The 18,820-nt window shown below is 58.8% G+C and carries 11 protein-coding genes and 8 pseudogenes; 6 read left to right on the top strand and 13 right to left on the bottom strand.

The genetic code is table 11. The features are described 5' to 3' along the window. Nucleotides 1-12 precede the first annotated feature (12 nt). The 3 genes from glyS (at nucleotide 13) to EIO60_RS15600 (ending at nucleotide 2,998) form a co-directional block, all read left to right on the top strand. Complete coding sequence (glyS, locus tag EIO60_RS15610; RefSeq protein WP_258577345.1) at nucleotides 13-2,082, top strand: glycine--tRNA ligase subunit beta; 2,070 nt, start codon at nucleotides 13-15, stop codon at nucleotides 2,080-2,082. 190 nt (nucleotides 2,083-2,272) lie between these two features. Next, nucleotides 2,273-2,614, top strand: a complete 342-nt coding sequence (locus EIO60_RS15605; RefSeq protein ID WP_258577344.1) for a type II toxin-antitoxin system RelE/ParE family toxin — start codon at nucleotides 2,273-2,275, stop codon at nucleotides 2,612-2,614. Nucleotides 2,615-2,677: 63 nt separating this feature from the next. Beyond that, the gene (locus tag EIO60_RS15600; protein WP_258577343.1) at nucleotides 2,678-2,998 is read left to right on the top strand and encodes a helix-turn-helix domain-containing protein; all 321 of its coding nucleotides are present in this window, start codon (nucleotides 2,678-2,680) and stop codon (nucleotides 2,996-2,998) included. 193 nt (nucleotides 2,999-3,191) lie between these two features. Here EIO60_RS15600 and EIO60_RS15595 read toward each other — a convergent pair. The 10 genes and pseudogenes from EIO60_RS15595 to EIO60_RS15550 form a co-directional block, all read right to left on the bottom strand. Beyond that, a pseudogene (locus tag EIO60_RS15595) lies at nucleotides 3,192-3,768 on the bottom strand (glutathione S-transferase). Nucleotides 3,769-3,795: 27 nt separating this feature from the next. Further along, nucleotides 3,796-4,722: a formate dehydrogenase accessory protein FdhE gene (gene fdhE, locus EIO60_RS15590; protein ID WP_258577342.1), complete on the bottom strand. Its 927-nt coding sequence runs from the start codon at nucleotides 4,720-4,722 to the stop codon at nucleotides 3,796-3,798. Beyond that, a pseudogene (locus EIO60_RS15585) lies at nucleotides 4,722-5,241 on the bottom strand (cytochrome b family protein). The gene fdhE and the pseudogene EIO60_RS15585 overlap by 1 nt, the downstream one beginning before the upstream one ends. Before the next feature lie 72 nt (nucleotides 5,242-5,313). Continuing rightward, a pseudogene (gene fdxH, locus EIO60_RS15580) lies at nucleotides 5,314-6,194 on the bottom strand (formate dehydrogenase subunit beta). Nucleotides 6,195-6,206: 12 nt separating this feature from the next. Continuing rightward, complete coding sequence (locus tag EIO60_RS15575; protein WP_258577341.1) at nucleotides 6,207-7,010, bottom strand: molybdopterin dinucleotide binding domain-containing protein; 804 nt, start codon at nucleotides 7,008-7,010, stop codon at nucleotides 6,207-6,209. Then, on the bottom strand, nucleotides 6,919-8,085 hold the full coding sequence (locus EIO60_RS15570; protein ID WP_258577379.1) for a molybdopterin-dependent oxidoreductase: 1,167 nt from the start codon (nucleotides 8,083-8,085) through the stop codon (nucleotides 6,919-6,921). The genes EIO60_RS15575 and EIO60_RS15570 overlap by 92 nt, the downstream gene beginning before the upstream one ends. Nucleotides 8,086-8,202: 117 nt before the next feature. After that, nucleotides 8,203-8,845: pseudogene (gene alsE, locus EIO60_RS15565) on the bottom strand (D-allulose 6-phosphate 3-epimerase); the annotation flags it as partial. Nucleotides 8,846-8,888: 43 nt separating this feature from the next. After that, nucleotides 8,889-9,740 (bottom strand): annotated as a pseudogene (locus tag EIO60_RS15560) (PTS transporter subunit IIC). A gap of 33 nt (nucleotides 9,741-9,773) precedes the next feature. Next, entirely contained in the window at nucleotides 9,774-10,022 is a 249-nt protein-coding gene (locus tag EIO60_RS15555; RefSeq protein ID WP_258577340.1) for a PTS sugar transporter subunit IIB, read from the bottom strand. Then, entirely contained in the window at nucleotides 10,019-10,309 is a 291-nt protein-coding gene (locus tag EIO60_RS15550; RefSeq protein WP_258577339.1) for a PTS sugar transporter subunit IIA, read from the bottom strand. Before EIO60_RS15550 ends, EIO60_RS15555 begins: the two co-directional genes overlap by 4 nt. 320 nt (nucleotides 10,310-10,629) lie before the next feature. On the opposite strand from EIO60_RS15550, the gene EIO60_RS15545 reads away from it, so the two are divergent. The 3 genes from EIO60_RS15545 (at nucleotide 10,630) to EIO60_RS15535 (ending at nucleotide 13,582) form a co-directional block, all read left to right on the top strand. Further along, nucleotides 10,630-11,655: a LacI family DNA-binding transcriptional regulator gene (locus tag EIO60_RS15545; protein WP_258577338.1), complete on the top strand. Its 1,026-nt coding sequence runs from the start codon at nucleotides 10,630-10,632 to the stop codon at nucleotides 11,653-11,655. Nucleotides 11,656-11,818: 163 nt separating this feature from the next. Next, the gene (gene sodA, locus EIO60_RS15540; protein WP_258577337.1) at nucleotides 11,819-12,436 is read left to right on the top strand and encodes a superoxide dismutase [Mn]; all 618 of its coding nucleotides are present in this window, start codon (nucleotides 11,819-11,821) and stop codon (nucleotides 12,434-12,436) included. Between the two features lie 183 nt (nucleotides 12,437-12,619). Next, a complete protein-coding gene (locus tag EIO60_RS15535; protein WP_258577336.1) occupies nucleotides 12,620-13,582 on the top strand; it encodes a VirK/YbjX family protein in 963 nt (320 codons plus the stop codon). Nucleotides 13,583-13,643: 61 nt separating this feature from the next. Here EIO60_RS15535 and EIO60_RS15530 read toward each other — a convergent pair. The 3 pseudogenes from EIO60_RS15530 to ppc all read right to left on the bottom strand — a co-directional run. Beyond that, nucleotides 13,644-15,148: pseudogene (locus EIO60_RS15530) on the bottom strand (PTS mannitol transporter subunit IICBA); the annotation flags it as partial. 432 nt (nucleotides 15,149-15,580) lie between these two features. Next, nucleotides 15,581-16,089 (bottom strand): annotated as a pseudogene (locus EIO60_RS15525) (DUF3053 family protein); the annotation flags it as partial. Between the two features lie 181 nt (nucleotides 16,090-16,270). After that, nucleotides 16,271-18,631: pseudogene (ppc, locus tag EIO60_RS17330) on the bottom strand (phosphoenolpyruvate carboxylase). Nucleotides 18,632-18,820 lie beyond the last annotated feature (189 nt).

Here is an 18,820-nt window from a genome sequence, read left to right as displayed (position 1 = left end):
GAAGAGGCAGCCATGACTGAAAAAACGTTTCTGGTGGAAATCGGCACCGAAGAGCTGCCGCCAAAAGCCCTGCGCAGCCTGGCTGAATCCTTCGCTGCGCACGTCACAGCCGAGCTGGACGCCACCGGCCTGGCGCACGGCGAGGTGCGCTGGTACGCCACGACGCGCCGTCTGGCGCTGAAAATCGCACGTCTGAGCGCCGCGCAGCCCGATCGTGAAGTCGATAAACGCGGTCCGGCCGTTGCCGCTGCCTTTGACGCCGACGGCAAGCCGACCAAAGCGGCAGAAGGCTGGGCGCGCGGCAACGGCATTACCGTCGACCAGGCGGAGCGCCTGAGCACTGATAAAGGCGAATGGCTGGTTTACCGCGCGCAGGTCAAGGGCGAAATCGCCCAAGCGCTGCTGCCTGGCATGATCGCCGCCGCGCTCGGCAAGCTGCCGATCCCGAAACTGATGCGCTGGGGCGCCAGCGACGTACAGTTCGTGCGTCCGGTGCATACCGTGACGCTGCTGCTGGGCGACGAGCTGATCCCGGCGACTATTCTGGGCATCAAGTCAGACCGCATCTTGCGCGGCCACCGCTTTATCGGCGAGCCGGAGTTCACCATCCACAGCGCCGATCACTATCCCGATATTCTGGAAACGCGCGGCAAGGTCATTGCCGACTACGCCAGGCGCAAGGCGCAGATCAAGGCCGACGCCGAAACGGCGGCGCGCCAGCTGGGCGGCAACGCCGATCTGAGCGACAGCCTGCTGGAAGAGGTCACCTCGCTGGTGGAGTGGCCGGTGGTGCTGACGGCGACCTTTGAAGAGAAGTTCCTCAAGGTACCGGCGGAAGCGCTGGTCTACACCATGAAGGGCGACCAGAAATATTTCCCGGTTTATGACAACGCGGGCAAGCTGCTGCCGAACTTCATCTTCGTTACCAATATCGAGTCAAGCGATCCGCAGCAGATTATTTCCGGCAACGAGAAAGTGGTGCGCCCGCGTCTGGCGGATGCCGAATTCTTCTTCAACACCGACCGCAAAAAGCGCCTGGAAGATCATCTGCCGCGCCTCGAAACCGTGCTGTTCCAGAAAGAGCTTGGCTCGCTTCGCGATAAAACCGACCGCATTCAGGCGCTGGCGAGCTGGATCGCCGCGCAAATCGGCGCGGATGTGAATCACGCCACGCGTGCCGGCCTGCTGTCCAAGTGCGACCTGATGACCAACATGGTTTTTGAGTTTACCGACACCCAGGGCGTCATGGGCATGCACTACGCGCGCCACGACGGCGAAGCCGAAGATGTGGCGGTGGCGCTTAACGAGCAGTATCAGCCGCGCTACGCCGGCGACGATCTGCCCTCTAACCCGGTAGCGTGCGCGCTGGCGATCGCCGACAAAATGGACACGCTGGCGGGCATTTTCGGCATCGGCCAGCATCCGAAGGGCGACAAAGATCCCTTTGCGCTGCGTCGCGCCGCGCTGGGCGTGCTGCGTATTATCGTCGAGAAGAATCTGCCGCTCGATCTGCAAACCCTGACCGAGGAAGCGGTGCGCCTGTACGGCAGCAAGCTGAGCAACGTCAACGTGGTTGATGACGTGATCGACTTTATGCTGGGCCGCTTCCGCAGCTGGTATCAGGAAGAGGGTCACAGCGTCGATACGCTGCAGGCGGTGCTGACGCGTCGTCCAACCCGTCCGGCCGATTTCGATGCGCGCATGAAGGCGGTGTCGCACTTCCGCACGCTCGACGAAGCGGCGGCGCTGACAGCGGCCAACAAGCGCGTCTCCAACATTCTGGCGAAGTCGACCGAAATGCTGAATGAGAGCGTGCAGGCGTCGCTGCTGAAGGAGAACGAAGAGATCCAGCTGGCGACCTTCGTGACCGCGCTGGGCGACAAGCTGCAGCCCTATTTCGCCGAAGGGCGCTACCAGGACGCGCTGATCGAACTGGCGCAGCTGCGCACGGCGGTAGATAACTTCTTCGACAAGGTGATGGTCAACGCCGAAGACGCTGAGGTGCGTATCAACCGCCTGACGCTGCTGGCGCAGCTGCGAGCGCTGTTCCTGCAGGTGGCGGATATTTCGCTACTGCAGTAAGCGGGCAATCAGCCGTCAGCAAGTAACATAAAGAAAAGGCCGACATCTCGTCGGCCTTTTTACGTTCAGATTTGCCTGCCTCTTTTCCCGCACTTCCGCTTCTTGCTAAACAGATTATTGATCAGCCGGGAGACGAGCGGCGGATTTGATCCTACCAGTAAGGAAGACTATAGTAATGGCTACGAGTTGCATGGATGCAGAGGCAGATATGGGCGTTTATTTGACGCCTGATTTCGATAAGGAGCGCAGGCGGCTGGGGATTACAGATAAGATTATTTGTAAAACAGCGCGCAAGGTTTTTAGCGGACTCAGAGGAAATCAGCTGGGGAAATTTACCTATAAAAGGAGAATTGCCCTGCCGAAGGTAAGCGAAAGAGATGGCGCGCGCTCTATCATTTTCTTTAATGACGGCAAGCACCTCTACTTTTTTTACCTCTACGCCAAAAGCAGCCTTGCAAAAAAGAAAAGAAAGGCAAAGAGATTGAAGATGCAGAAACAGACGTTTTTTGTCATATTGCGCCGGATTTTATAGCAACGGATGATGCGTGCATAAAATATCTTCTTGAAAAGAAACAATTGTCCGAGGTTGAGTGCGATGAGTGAAGATTTGAAAAAAATTTACGCTATGGTGAAACGCTATAACAAGCATGGCGTCGTAGTAAAAGATGACACGCTGCAATCTATTGAGTTTCGCATCAAAGCCGCAGATATTCCTGAAGTCCGTCCGATGACAGGCGAAGAGATTAAGGCGGTCCGTCAGCACTGGAAGTTATCTCAGTCCGTTCTGGCGCGAACAACCGGTATGTCTGTTGAGAGCGTATCTAAATGGGAGCGCGGAGAAAGTAAGCCAAATAAAGCGGTGCTGCGCATCATTAATATGATTTCTGACAATGGGCCGGAAATATTTATGCGTTGAGGCCGCTTTGCCCGCGTTAAACCATCAATCATTCCCTTACTGCTAAAGCAAAATGCCTTTTCTTTTCACGGCTCACGGCTTATTCGCCACGGTTATTCCGCGCCGCGCGTTTAGCTTTATGCTGCAGCTCCAGGATAGCAGTCACTCTCTTCAGCGCTGAGCATCATTACAAGTAAACGCATGTCACTGGCCGCTAGGCCGTTAACGGCGGCGCCGTGCGGGCAAAATTCTCTTGCTGAAACAGCGTCTCCGCCAGCTTCACCAGGGCCGGGCGGTCGACACACCCGTTGGGCACCACATGGCGAAAGTTGATATGGCCGATCATGCAGCCCGCTGCGATATCGGCCAGATTTAGCGTGCCGCTGTTCAGCCATTTTCCCTTGGCAGTGAGCGCCTCCAGCTTATCCAGCCCAAACAAAATCTTCTCCCGGTGGTGTGTCAGCACCTCTGCGGACTGCTGCTCGGGGGCGCGCAGCTTCTCGCGTACGATAATGCTGGCTCAGTCGCTGATGCCGTCCCCGCTCGACCTGCCGCACGTGCAGCGCTTGTCTGGCGTCGTGCGGCAGCAGCACGATGATGGAAGAGTCGAAACAGGCGTGCTGCTCGTCGTCAACCAGCGTCGGCACCTTGCCCAGCGGATTGTGGAGCGAGACGTGGCTGTCGGGGCTGTAAGGCGCATCGTTGATAAACTCAAACACAATGCCCTTTTCCAGCAGGATGACAGAAATCTTCCGTACAAAGGGACTGGTATAGCTACCAATCAGTTTCATCGCGCTTCTCCGTCATCAAAGGATTAATCAGCTCTCATCGGGAAACAGAAAAGGGTTCAGGCTGCTGCGCGAAAAGCCTTCCTGTTCCATGCGCACATCCAGCACCAGTGAGGCGAGATCGTCCGCGACCGGCTCTAGCGCCGGATCTCTCTCCTGATAGAGCATCTTCTGGTAGGTGCCGCAGTCGCCGCAGCTCTCCGCTTTTACCGACGCCTGCTCGCTGTCCAGCGACCAGTAGTGCAGATCGCGGGTCTGCTCGCAGTTGGTGCACTTGCTGCGCGCCACATACCATTCGCTCTCGCACAGGTTGCAGTGCAGATAGCGCAGGCCCTGCTGCATGCCGAGATGCACCACGCTCGCCACCGGCATGCTGGCGCAGACCGGGCAGAACTGGCGATGCTCGCCATACTCGGCGCGCGCTTTGCCGGGGATCAGTGCCGCCATCTGCGCCCAGTAGACGGAGAGAGCCGCCCAGATAAAGGGCGCCTTATCGCTGCTGGCCAGCGCAAACTCCCTCGCCAGCAGCGCGTCGGCCAGCGTCTCCAGCTCTCCGGCGGAGGTTTTCTCTAGGTTTTCCAGCACCGCCAGCGCTTGGCCGCTCATCTCCGGCTTTAGCTCGGCTATCAGCGAGTGCAGCAGTTGCTGCCAGTGCGCCTCGCGCGGCAGCGTCTGGATATCGAGCGGCGGCTTATCCTCGGCGGCGCTCTGCACCAGCCGATCGCGCAGATCGCGATGCAGCGGATGGTCATACAGCACGATCTCCTGCGCCTGCGCGATCTTCGCGGCGAAGCGCAGATAGTCGCCCAGCGGGTTTTTGTCGGCCAGATCGCGCAGGCGCGCCGCGCGACGGCTATAGAGGTTCTTCAGCCGTGGAAAGAGCAACGGCGGAATGGTTTCCGCAGTTGCCTTTTCGCGCTTCTCCAGCTGGTCTTGAGGGATAATGCGAATACTCATTAGGGGCATTTTTCCTGTTGTGTTGAGCGGTTGCGCTGCTCGCGATACCAGCGAGGGGGATGTTTCTCCGCCCAGGCGGCGCTCAACCAGCCTTCGACCATCCCATAATGACGAGGATTAGACCTACGGCGGAAACAGAGTGCAGCACCAGCGCCGCTCGGATAAGCGGTATGCTGAAGGTGCCGGCGAACCAGGGACACCATATCGCGATACCACTGAACAGCAGCAGCAGGCAGATAACCGCAGCCCAAAATAAACACCTCTGGCCAAAATTATAGCGACCAGTATCGCCCACCTCTTCATTAAGGGCAATTTTGTGGATGTTGCGCGCCCACAGCAGATCCACTTTGTTCACCAGATTGTGTGCCAGGGGCGGAAAAACATCAGCGTAAAGGCGACAAACATCGCCACGCTGATAAAGGGATGCAGGATGCGCGCCATCTGCGGCGTGCCGAAGACGTTCATCAGCCAGTTGAAGGCGGGAAAGAGAAAACCCAGCCCGCTCAGCGCCACCAGCATAAAGCAGATGGCGACGATCCAGTGGTTGATGCGCTCCGTCGCGCGATAGCGCACGATGCGCTCAGCCGTTGTTCATTCTTCCTCCTCCTTGTGTCGCGTCTCTTCTACGTGGTTCGGACCGACGCCGACGTAGTGAAACACCGACGCGGCAAAGGTGGCGGCAAAGCCTATCGCCGCCAGCGGTTTCCAGATCCCTTTCCAGAAGGTGACGGCCGGGCTGATACCGGGATTTTCCGGCAGACCGTGGTAGAGCTGCGGCTTGTGGGCATGGTGCAGCACGTACATTACGTGGGTGCCGCCGACGCCGGCAGGATCGTAGAGGCCGGCGTTGTCAAACCCGCGCGCCTTGAGCTCGGCGACGCGCTCCGCTGCCCGCTGCTGCATCGCCTCTTTGCTGACGAAGTGGATGGCGCCGGTTGGACAGGTTTTGACGCAGGCCGGCTCCTGGCCGACGCTGACGCGACGCAGAGCGTGCACTTGTGGGCGCGGTTGTCCTGCGGGTTAATGCGCGGCACGTTGAAGGGACAGCCGGCGATGCAGTAGCCGCAGCCGATGCAGTGCTCAGATTGAAAGTCGACAATGCCGTTGGCGTACTGCATGATCGCGCCCGCCGACGGGCAGGCTTTCAGACAGTCCGGATCGGCGCAGTGCATGCAGCCATCCTTGTGGATTAACCACGCCAGGCGGCCGTTCTCCTCGACTTCGGAGAAGCGCATTACCGTCCAGGCTTTGGCGTCGAGATCGGTCGTGTTATCGTAGACGCCGAGGTTATAGCCGACCTTGGCGCGGATATCGTTCCACTCCGAGCAGGCGACCTGGCACGCCTTGCAGCCGATGCAGGCGGTGACGTCGAGCAGCTTGGCGACCTGTCGCTGATGGTCGCGCGCCTGCAGCGCGGGCGTCAGTGAACTGGTTGCGGAGCGACGAATAATGTCCAGGGAGAGATAAGCCATGTGCGTTCTCCGTTACGCCTTTTTCACTTTAACTAAAAAACCTTTGTATTCCGGCGTCTGCGAGTTGGCGTCGCCCACCGACGGCGTCAGCGTATTGGTGAGAAAGCCTTTGTGCGTCGCGACCTCAAAGCCCCAGAGACAGGGAATGCCGACGGTATCGATCGGCTTGCCGTCGACCATCAGCCGCGGCAGACGTCGTGTCACCACCGCCTTCGCTTTGATATAGCCGCGTCGCAAGGTGACTCGAACGCTATCGCCCGACCAGATGCCTTTTTCCGCCGCCAGCTCGATGCCTATCTCGACAAACTGCTCGGGCTTCGCGATGGCGTTTAGCAGGGCATGTTTGGTCCAGTGGCGGAACAGCTCGGTAATGGAGTAGGTGGTGGCGACGCAGGGATAGTCGGCGGCCTCGCCCAGCTGCGCGGCGTCGCCTGCGAAGAGGCGCGCTGCCGGGCTGTAGCGCTGCTGCGGATGCAGCGGGTTGACGTCGAGCGGGCTTTCCATCGGCTCGTAGTGCTCAGGAAAGGGGCCGTCCGCCATTTTGTCCAGCGCAAAGAGATGGCCGAGACCGTCCGGCTGCATAATAAGCGGCCCCGCCTGCTGTTGCGGTGCCAGCGCCAGCGGATAGTCCGGCACGTCGATGCCCTGCCAGCGCGCGCCGTCCCACTCGATCAGGCGTCGGTTCGGGTCCCAGGCTTTGCCCTGCTCGTCGGCGGAGGCGCGGTTATAGAGAATGCGGCGGTTCGCCGGCCAGGCCCAGGCCCAGCCGGAAACCGCGCCCAGCCCAGAAGGATCGCCGTTGTCGCGGCGCGCCATCTGGTTGCTGTCGGGCGTCCAGCTGCCGGCGTAGATCCAGCAGCCGCTGGCGGTGCTGCCGTCGTTGCGCAGCTCGGCGAAGGAGCGCAGCTGCTGGCCCTTTCTCAGCAGTAGCTTGCCGCTGGCGTCGTAAACGTCGCGCAGCGCCCGGCCGTTGCTCTCCTTCGCCACCTCTTCCGGCGACGGATCGGCAGGGTTGCTGTAGTCCCAGCGCATCGCCATCAGCGGCTCCGGCGCCACGCCGCCTTCCTCGCGGTACAGCTCGCGCAGGCGCAAAAAGAGCGTTCCGAGAATATGACCGTCGTGCAGCGCCTCGCCCAGCGGCCCAGTGCCACTGCAGCCAGCGCGACGAGTTGGCCACCGAGCCCTCCTCTTCGGCGAAGCAGGAGGAGGGCAGGCGAAAGACTTCCGTGGCGATCTGCGCCGGATCGACGTCGTTGAATTCGCCGTGCGGTTGCCAGAAGCTGGCGGTTTCGGTGCTGAGCGGATCGATCACCACCATATATTTCAGGCGCGAAAGGGCGCGGCAGGCTTTGTTTTTATCCGGGAAGGCGGCCAGCAGGTTGAAGCTCTGCACGAGGCAGCCGTTGATGGCGCCCTGTTCCATCATCTCCGCCTGCGCCATGCAATCGTAGCTTTTGTCCCACTTAGGCAGCCAGTCGTAGCTCCACTGATTCTCCTGCGTGGCATTGTCGTCATAAAAACACTTCATAAGGCTGATGAAAAACTTGTCGGTGTTTTGCCAGTAGTTGACCTGGTTCGGCAGCGCGGCGATCTTTTCCGACAGCAGCGGCAGATAGCCAGTCAGGCTCTGCCACAGCAGGCCGAGATCGGTATAGCCCTGCACGTTGGAGTGGCCGCGCAGCGCGTTGATGCCGCCGCCCGGCATGCCGATATTGCCGAGCAGCAGCTGGATCATGGCGGCAGTGCGGATAATCTGTAAGCCGTTGGTGTGGTGCGTCCAGCCCAGCGCATAGAGCAGGGTGGCGGTGCGGTCGCGCACGCTGGTGCTGGCAAACTGCTGGCAGACGGCGAGGAAATCCTCCTGCGGTGTGCCGCACAGGCGCGTCACCATCTCGGGCGTATAGCGGCTGGCGTGCGCCTTCAGCAGATTCAGCACGCAGCGCGGATGGGTGAAGCTGTCGTCGCGGCGCGCGTGGCCTGCCTCATCCAGCTCGTAGCGCCAGCTGCGGCGATCGTACTGGCGCGTCTGCGCGTCGTAGCTGCTAAACAGCCTGGAGGTGCCGACAATAAAGACCTCCACGCCGGAGGCGGCGATTTGCCTGTAAGGTGCGCGCGTTGCAGGAGCCGTCGATCTCGGTGAGGTAGCGATAGCCTCCCTGCTCGCGTATCTCAATCAGCCGGCCGATTTTATCCAGCGTCTCGGGAATAAAGTGCTGCCCGGCGAAACCGGGATCCACCGACATCACGGTGACCTTGTCGAGCAGATAGGCATATTCGCGAATCGCGTCGGTGGGCGTGGCGGGATTTAACACCACGCCGCAGCGGCGACCCGCGTCCTTTATCTGGTCCAGCAGGCGAAAGATTTTGTTGCTGGCCGTCTCGGGATGAAAGCTGATGATATCGGCACCCGCATCGAGACAGAGCGGGATAATATCTTCCGGGTGATTGACCATTAAATGCACGTCAATCGGCACGTCAGTTATCTTGCGCAGGTTTTCGATAAAGAAGGGCGACAAGGTAATATTCTTCACGTAGCTGCCATCCATAATATCCACATGATAAAAGGCAGCGCTTTTATTCATGGCTTCGATCTGTTCGCGAAAGCGCGTTAAATCCATGCATGTCAGTAAAGGTGAAAATTTTGCACGCATGTAGGTTGCCTCATTGAGCAAGCGGCGCGCGCCGCTCGCACGATTAACAGAAAAATGCGATGAGATGGCCGAGAATGATGCCGACGATGCCGAAGTCCGCGTCACCGAAGGTGTTGGAGGCGAAGCACGGCGCCGCGCCGTCCGCCGGTGATATTGACGTAGACGCCTGCGGTCGCGCCGCAAAAGAAGTGCGGCACCAGGCCGGGTACGATCACGCTCAGTCCAAACAGCGGGCAGAGAAACATACTGAGCAGCCCGGCGGCGAAGCTGGAGAGGAAGCCGATAATCACCGCGTTTGGCGCAAAGGGAAAGACGGTGGGGCAGTCCAGCGCTGGTCTGGCGTTGGGCACCAGCTTGTCGGCAATGCCTTTAAAGGCCGGCACGATTTCCGCAATCGCTATGCGCACGCCGGCCAGAATGATATAGACGCCCGCCTGAAGGATGGCGAAAACTAGGAAGTTCTGGCCGCCGCTAATCTGCGTTTCGGTAAAGGTTTTGCCCGCCATCAGCACCAGCGCGATAAACAGGATAATCATGGTCAGCGAGATGGCCACCGACGAGTCGCGCAGGAAGTTGAGGCTCTTCGGCACCTTGAGCTCTTCGACAGAGGGACTGCCTTTGCCCACCGCTTTGCCCGCCAGCGCCGCCATCGCATCGGTATTCGGCACCACGCCCTGAATGGCGAAAGAGTGCTCAAACAGCTGGCTGAATATCGTCAGGATAGCGGCGATAATATTGGCGCCGGCAATCAGAATAACGAAACCCATGATGGTTTTCAGCGTGCCGGAAATAACGTCTGACACAGGTTCTTTTGCACAAGCAAACCGATTAGCGAGAAAAGGCCGACAAGAATGGCGGGTGTTCCCAGAACATCCTTAATAATAAACTGCATCATAATGACTCCCTGTGGGCGGATTCGCCCGAGTAATTACAGGTGTTCAGCCAGGATGGTTTTGATTTGCGCATCGTCCAGCAGGTTGGTCAGGCTAAAAACCTGCGCGCGATGGCCGGTTAATCGGTCAGCAATATCTTTGGCGCTGATAATTAAATCAGCAGGCTCTAACATCGCGGAGGTCAGGTCGGTATAACTGACCTCGGCCACGATCTTCTTGACGTTCATTTCCACGATAAAGCTGCTGCCCAAACCATTGCCGCATACGATTAAAACTTTTTTCATGACGAGACTCGCTGCTGGTTAAGCGTTAAAGCTGCCTGAATAGCAGCGGGCGAGGTGGCCGAAAGCAGCTGCTGCAGGCGAGATTCATCACTGAAGAGTTCCGCCAGCGCGGCGATCATCTGCAAATGCTCGTCGCCGTTCACGGCGCTGAGCATCACGATCACCCGTACCGCGTCATTCTCTCCCGCTTCGAAGCACACTCCTTGCTGGATGCGCAGCGCGTCCTGCCAGTTTTCCATCCTGTCCACCACGCAGATGGCGTCCGGTTTTAGCCACTGGTTGATCATCGCAAGCTCTTGTTGGTTGCTGAATAGGCTGAATAATGGGCGATCTCTGAGGCGTTTTACTGTGAAGTTGTCCCCCCCCCCCGGAGTTAGCTCTAACACAAAGATGTTATTTTCTGTGTTATTGCTAACATTTCTGGCTATGCTCTTTGCACAGCGGCCGGCAAGCCAGGAGACTGACTGTTTACGCGATAACCTCAGGCATTAGACATCACGGAAAAGCGGTTCGAGCGTTGCATGCCGCCGCATTTGGTTTTAAGCTGCGTCCAACGCACGCACACGCAACACACGCACACGCAACAGGAGAGCAGACAGGAGAAGGCATGGCAGAGAAACGGCGACGCAGTACCGGCAAAAGCACGCTGGCCGATGTTGCCCGTTTGGTAGGGGTGAGCACCATGACCGCATCGCGCGCGCTGCGTATGCCCGAGAAAGTCTCGCTGGACATCCGTGAAAAAATCGAAGCGGCCGTGGCGGAGCTGGCCTATGTGCCCAACGTGCAGGCGCGTAACCTGGCGTCCGCTTCGTCGCGCCTGATTACCATGGTGGTGCCGTCCTTTGCGACGCCTGGCTGTGCGGCGGTGTCAGAAGCTCTGCAGCAGGTGCTGAATCCCCGCGGCTATCACGTCATGCTGGCCGAAGCGGACTACTCGACGGCCAAAGAGAGAGAGCTGATTGAGATGCTGCTCTCTTACAATCCCGCGGCGATCGTGCACTTCAGCTTCGACAACACCGCCGACGTGCATCGTCTGCTGAGCCATTCCGGCCTGCCGGTGATGGATATCGGCGGGGTGCATCGCGAGTCGGCCGGCATCAGCATCGGCGTGGACTATGCCAAGGCGATCCGCCTGCTGGTGCAGCATCTGGTAGAGAGCGGCTATCGCCATCCCGGCCTACTCTGCACTCAAACCAACAGCACGATTTTCCGGCAGCTGCTGAACGGCTGGCACAGCGGCATGCTGGCGCTGAATCAGTCGCCGCACCGCGTCGTCAGTTCGCCGCTGTCGGCCTCTTTCGCCGTCGGCCACAGCCTGCTGCCTAAAATCCGTATGACTTGGCCGGAGCTGGACGTGTTGATCTGCACCAGCGACGAGGTCGCCTGCGGCACCATGATGGCGTGCCATGCGGCGGGCATCGCCGTGCCCAGCCAGCTCGCCGTCGCCAGCATTGGCGGCGGGCCGCTTTCTGCCGTCTGCTCGCCGCCGCTGACCACGGTAGCGCTGCCCTATGAAGAGATGGGCGCGCTGGCGGGCAAGCGGCTGCTGGCGGCGCTCGATGGCGATGAGCCGACGATTTTCAATGAGCTACCGGCGATCCTTAAACCGCGCGCCAGCAGCGGCAGAGTGTAAAAACAACGGTTTGCTTGTGAGAAATTTGTAAATTCCTTATGGTTAATGGGGCATTGATTACCCTTTTCCGGATCATGAATTTAACTATAATGGTTCGATTGCTTACGCGGCACGCCATCGGGCGCCGCTGCCCAAATATGAATATGAAATGGAGAGGAAGAACATGAGTTATTCACTGCCATCCCTGCCTTACACTTACGACGCACTGGAACCGCACTTCGACAAGCAGACGATGGAAATCCATCACACCAAACATCACCAGACCTACGTTAACAACGCTAACGCGGTGCTGGAAGGGACCGAATTCGCTGACCTACCGGTCGACGAGCTGATCACCAAACTGGATCAGGTACCGGCAGACAAAAAAACTGTACTGCGCAACAACGCCGGCGGTCACGCTAACCACAGCCTGTTCTGGAAAGGCCTGAAAACTGGCACCACGCTGCAGGGCGACCTGAAAGCGGCTATCGAAAAAGATTTTGGCAGCGTTGAGAAATTCCAGGAAGAGTTTGAGAAAGCCGCCGCAACCCGCTTTGGTTCAGGCTGGGCGTGGCTGGTGAAAAAAGGCGACAAGCTGGCCGTGGTTTCTACCGCTAACCAGGACAACCCGCTGATGGGCGAAGCGATCTCTAGCGCATCAGGCTACCCGATTCTGGGCCTGGACGTGTGGGAACACGCCTATTACCTAAAGTATCAGAACAAACGCCCTGACTACATCAAGGCGTTCTGGAACGTGGTGAACTGGGACGAAGCAGCAGCGCGTTTCGCCTCTGCAAAATAAGTTCGTCTTTATTGAGAGCGAAAACCGGCGAAGCGATTCGCCGGTTTTTTTATCGCGTAAGCGCAAAAAAATAAACCGCAGCTAAACGTCCGCGCAGTTGGCTTTTAACTTTTTCGGACATTGACCCGCCGTTGAGTTTTGGACGAGTATGCTAAAAAGCTCTCAAGTCAGAGAATTAACATTATGTCTATTATAATATCGCCTGTGCCGGCCATCGCGTCGTCGGCTTCGCTGTTTTTCCAGTTAATCAGCGGGAAGTATATCCCGAATAAACTGTGGTTGAGTAAAAGCTTTCGCCTGAAATTCGTCCTGAGAACGCTGGCGTTTCCCGTGACGACGCTGCGTTATTTAAATCAGCTGTCGCATCTGCCGGATATACGCCAGCTGATGAGCGTCCAGGGATTATTACCGGTGAAGCCGCATCGCCCCTATTTACGCGCCGGCATCAGCGTGGCGGCGCGCGCGCAGGCGATTCTCGATCACTATCATCTTATCGCCTCGCTGCCGAACGGCACGCTGCGCCAGCTGTTGCAAAGCCCGGGCGATAATCTGCTGGCGACGCTGCAGGGCAAAAACGGCGAGCGCTTTTCGCTCTTCTCCTGTCCCGGCCGCTTCGACCGCGAGGGCGAAGTTACCCTGGTACTGCGCTATCAGGACGATGTTATCGCCTCGCTCTCTTTTTCACTGATCAATGAAGAGGGGCGGCGCACGCTGTTGATCGGCGGCCTGCAGGGACCGCGCAAGCACGTCTCCAACGAGGTGATCCGCGAGGCGACCAAGGCGGCGCACGGACTGTTTCCGAAACGGCTGGTGATGGAGGTGGTGTTTATGCTGGTGCAGCAGTGCGCGGTGGAAAAGATCGTCGCCGTCGGCGACAGCACGCACGTGTTCCGCAGCCTGCGCTATCGCTACAGCAAGAGCGAGTATTTTTTCGCCAGCTACAGCGAGTTTTGGGCGTCGCTTGGCGGCGTGGCGCGTGAGGATAGGCTGTTCCAGCTGCCGTTCAGCATGCCGCGTAAGCCGCTGGAGGCGATCGCCAGCAAAAAGCGTGCGGAGTATCGCCGCCGCTATGAACTGCTGGATGCGCTGGCGCAGCAGGTATTAACGGCCGTCGGCCAGCGCAGCGAGGATCAGGCGGCCGCCTGATCCCCAACTCAAATGACGATGGGGCAGGCATGTCCGCCCCAAGGACATTCATGCAGAACGTTTAGGCGGTCGCCGTGCTGCCTGACAGCAGATCCAGCACTTCCTGCACGTTGGTGGTATGCGCCAGCTTCTCAATCACGCTCTCGTCGTCCAGCGCGTTGGTCAGGCTGGTGATCACCTGGATGTGCTCGTTGCTGCGCGCCGCGATACCGATAACCAGACGCGCCACGTCATCCGCATCCTCGCCGAACAACACGCCTTGCGGATACTGACAGAAGACCACGCCGGTTTTCAATACGCGATCTTTCGCTTCCAGCGTGCCGTGCGGCACAGCGATCGATTCGCCCAGATAGGTTGCCGTCAGCGCTTCACGCGCCAGCATCGTGTCAAAGTATTCCGGCTGCACGTAGCCGCCTTTCACCAGCTGCTCGCCAGCGAAGCGGATTGCCTGCTCTTTGTTGCTGGCGCTCAGGCCGAGGAACACATTGTCCGCGCCCAGCTTAAACAGGTGCGCATTGCTGGTGTCGTAACTGTCCGCCAGCACGCTCTGCACCGTTTCGCAGTGCGCTTCGCTGCGGTTCACCGCCATCAGACAGACGGTCAGTCAGGTTGCTGTAGAGCGCGCTGTCGAGGAAGTTGTTCAGCGAAATATGCTGCGCCTGCGGCGCCTGGCGCATCGCGCGTTCGGTCTGGTCGCTGTGGGTGATTACCAGATCGACGTCGCCCGGCGGCGAGTTAATCGCGCTGTTGATGACAGAGACGTTAGTCAGACCGGCGTCCTGCACCTTTTTACGCAGCACGCCCGCGCCCATCACGCTGGAGCCCATACCAGCGTCGCAGGGACGATAATTTTACGCACGTGGTGCACGTCAATGCTGTTGGCGTCGGCGACGACTGGCGCGTCCGCTACGGCTTGGCCTTTGGACTGCGCTTTCATATCCTGCATGCGATGGGTCGCCGCTTCAATATCATCATCCTCTTTCACCTTGCTGGTTTTCAGCAGATAGAAGAGACCACGAAAGAGACCGCAAAGGCTGCGAAGATCGCCGAGATATTAGCGAAATAGGCGCCTTTCGGCGTCATCGCCAGCACCGCCAGGATTGAGTCGGGCGACGCGGGAGATACCAGACCGCCGTTGAGCAGCGTCAGGGGGAAGACGCCGGTCATGCCGCCCAGAATCACCGCCAGCAGCAGGCGCGGCGCCATCAGCACGTACGGGAAGTAGATTTCGTGGATGCCGCCGAGAAAGTGGATGATCGCTGCGCCGCCCGCAGACTGCCTGGCGCTGCCGCGGCCGAACATCATATAGGCCACCAGCACGCCCATGCCTGAGCCTGGGTTGGCTTCAATCAGGAAGAAAATGGACTTGCCTGCTTCGCTCAGCCTGCTGAATACCCAGCGGCGAGAAGATGCCGTGGCTAATGGCTTATTGAGGAACAGGATTTTCGCCGGTTCGACAAAGATCGAGGTCAGCGGCAGCAGGTAGGAAATCATCGGACCCACCAGCTTTGCCAGCGTGGCGTTCGGGATCCAGCCGGTTGGAATAAACAGCGCAGTGATGATACCTGAGATGCGCCGCAATATAAGAGAGCGCGTTTGTTTTTGTTAAGCCAGCACGGCGGGGAGCCCCGTGGCTATTACTGTATGCACGCGGACTCTAGCACGCGAATATGACGCTGCGTAGCGGTCGGACTAAGTGTGATCTGGATTACCTATTCAGGGCGGGGTCGGGGGATATTTTAGTGAGTAAGATAACAAAAAAGGGCTTTAAAAACAGCGTTTTACTGCTTTTTCACCGCAACTAGACTGAGTTTGTGATAAATATCACTCTTTTGCCTGGGCGGTTTGTTTAATATATGCAATCATGATAGCAAACAATTTGGGGGCAAAAATGCGGCATATCACACCCCGCTGTGCGGTGGCCTGAGGAAATTCTGAAAGGAAGAAGAGAAAGGCAGGCACGGCGTCGTTTTTGAAGCTGACGTGAGGGCCCTGCTATTCAAGGAAGTCGCCCGCCTGTACCGCGACTTGGCTTAGCTTCGGCACCAGCTGATTTGCCGGCTGCGTGACGACCTTATCGTAGACGCCGTCATAGACTTTTTTCAGATCATCTTCCTGCTCCAGTGCGGCTTTTTTGCTTTTCGCCTGCATTTTAGCGCTCTCCAGCTGCTGCGTCACGATGACCAGTGCGCCGTTCGCCTGGCGCGGCGCGTCAGATAATCCTGCGGCACGCGGATAGCCGACAGCCTGTCCACCTCCGGACGCATAACCTGTTCCACCGCCTTGTTCACCTGCTGGGAAAAGCCGTACAGAATGGCGTGGTCGCCGGCAAATTTACCAAAGTTCTGCTTCTGATTTTCGTTCAGGCTTGGCAGATGCTCGCCGCTGCGCATCACGGTATTTTGCAAGAAGTCGATAAAGACTTTGCGCTGCTCGCCTTCTTTGTCCCCGCACGCAGCGAGGTTAAGCACCAGCAGTGCGGCGCCGAGCAACATGCCGGTCCGCATTCAGATGCGAGAGATTCCTGACGCCATCATAGTGGTAACTCCTGTAATTGAAAAAGGTATCTGACTGATGAATGGTTCTAAAGAATAGAGCAAAGTAGCGGGCGGATATAACGTCCGCAGGCGAATCGCGCGCTGGGCGCAGAAGAGAGCCGGGCAGTGGTCTGCCCGATCTGAGGCGAGGTTAGCCGGTGTTGCGTATGCCGGCCGCGACGCCAGCGATGGTAACCATCAACTCCTGTTCGACGCGCGGATCGGGCTCTTCGCTGCGCGCTTCCTGCTCGCGCGAACGCTGCAGCAGCTCCGCCTGCAGCACGTTGAGCGGATCGGTATAGACTTTGCGCAGCGCGATTGACTGGGCGATCCACGGCTGGTCGGCCATCAGATGCTTGTCGTTGGCGATGGTCAGCACCGCTTTAATGTCGGCGTCCGGGCAAAGATCCACGGAATGGCGCGCAGCGATTCGACGCCGCCGGTCGGGCGACGCTTCGCCGGTCGCGAGCCGAGGGGCAGTTTGCCCAGCTCCTGCTCCGGCGTGGCGGAGCGGAAGTAGGGCACGAAGTCGGGATTTTCGCGCACGTAGCCGCGATACATAGCGCAGGAATGCGCCGACAGCTGATCCATAATGCTGTGCCACTCCTACTTCGGCTCCGGCGGCGGCGGCAGGTTGGCCTCCAGAATCGCGCCGGTGTAGAGTGACAGGCTGGCGATGGTGACTTCCGGCAGACCATATTTAAAGCGGATCATTTCGCCCTGCTCGGTGACGCGCAGGCCGCCCTTCAGGCTGCCCGGCGGCTGCGACAGCAGCGCCGCATGCGCTGGCGCGCCCGTGGAAAAGCGTCAGCGCGATGCCGGCTTTTTCGCAGGTTTTGATCAGCGCGTCCTGCGCCTGATACTGCGCCCAGCTGGTGGCCATCACGCCGGCGTCTTTCGCCGAGTCGGAGTAGCCGATCATCACCATCTGCTTGCCCTGGATAAAGCCGCGATACCAGTCGATGCTCAGCAGCTGGCTCATCACGTCGTTGGCGTTGTTGAGATCGTCGAGGGTTTCGAACAGCGGCGCCACCGGCATGGAGAAGGTGATGCCCGCCTCTTTTAGCAGCAGGTGCACGGCCAGCACGTCGGACGGGGTTTTCGCCATCGAGATAACGTAGGTGGCAATCGAACCTTGCGGCGCTTCGGCGGCGACGCGGCAGGTTTCGAGCACCTCGCGCGTCTCGTCACTCGGCGTCCAGTTGCACGGCAGCAGCGGGCGCTTGGAGTTCAGCTCGCGCACTAGGAACGCCTGCTTGTCGGTTTCCGAATAGCTTTCGTAGTCGCCCAGGCCGAGATAGCGCGTCACCTCGGCGATCGCCTCGGTATGGCGCGTGCTCTCCTGACGCAGGTCGATGCGCACCAGCGGCACGCCGAAGCACTTCACGCGGCGCAGCGTATCCAGCAGCTGGCCGTTGGCAATAATGCCCACATTGCACTGCTGCAGCGACTGATAAATGGCGTAGAGCGGCGTCCAGAGCTGATTGTTGAGACCAGCAGGTCTGCCGGGCGCGGCAGCTGCTCGCCCTTCAGGCGGCGCTCAAGCCAAGCCTGGGTAGTGAGAAGCTGGCTGCGCATGCGCTTCAGAATCATGCGGTAAGGCTCGATCGCCTCTGGATCGCCGCACAGCTCGCGCACTTCGTCGCTGCATTCCGACATCGACAGCTCGGAGATCAGCACGCCGATATTGCGCAGAAAGAGATCGGCGGCCTTCCAGCGGCTGAGCTGCATCGCATGGCGCGTGATAGTGGCGGTCACGTTCGGGTTGCCGTCGCGATCGCCTCCCATCCAGGAGGTAAATATCACCGGTATAAAGTCGACCGGCAGCGTAATGCCGAACGCCGCTTCCACCTGTTCGTTCAGCTCGCGCAGAAAGGCGGGCACGCCTTCCCACAGGCTGTTTTCCACTACCGCGAAGCCCCATTTGGCTTCGTCGATCGGCGTCGGGCGATATTTACGGATTTTGTCGGTGTGCCACGCCTGCGCCACCAGCTTACGCAGGCGGCGCAAAATCTGGTTGCGCTCGTAGTCGGAGACGCCGCTGTGGTCGAGCTGCTTCAGGCAGCTGTTAACCTTGACCAGCTTATGGATCAGGGTGCGGCGGGTGATTTCGGTCGGTTGCGCGGTCAGCACCAGCTCTAGCGACAGCGACTCGATCGCCTCGCAAATGGCGCTTTCGCTGACGTCCGGCTGCTGTTTCAGGCGCTCAAAGGTGCGCTTCAACAGCTCAGGATGGTTGGCACCCTCGCCGCTGCGGGAAATGGTCTGGTACTGCTCGGCGACGTTGGTGAGGTTGAGAAACTGGCTGAACGCGCGCGCCACGGGCAGCAGCTCGTCGTTTGACAGATTTTGCAGCGTCGTCAGCAGCTCCTTGCGATGAGTGTCATTTTCCCGCGCGGGACGACTTTGAGAGTTTGCGGATGGTCTCCACCCGATCGAGGATGTTCTCTCCTAGTGCATCCTTGATCATATCCCCGAGCAGTTTGCCAAGCATACTGATATTACTTCGCATTGCGGAATATTAGTTCGTTCATGTGACCCTGACACCCTTATCATCTTTGTAAACATCTACACCCACAGTTTCCGAGCATAACATCACCTTTTATCTAGCTACGTAAATCCGGCGACGTCAATGCGCATCAGCGCCTGGTAACTTGCGGAAATTCAAATATTTTAATTTGAGAAGAGCGGGATAAGTTAT

It is taken from the genome of Candidatus Pantoea persica (assembly GCF_013753875.1).
GTDB lineage: Bacteria > Pseudomonadota > Gammaproteobacteria > Enterobacterales > Enterobacteriaceae > Pantoea > Pantoea persica.
This window is presented reverse-complemented; position numbering and strand designations above follow the sequence as displayed.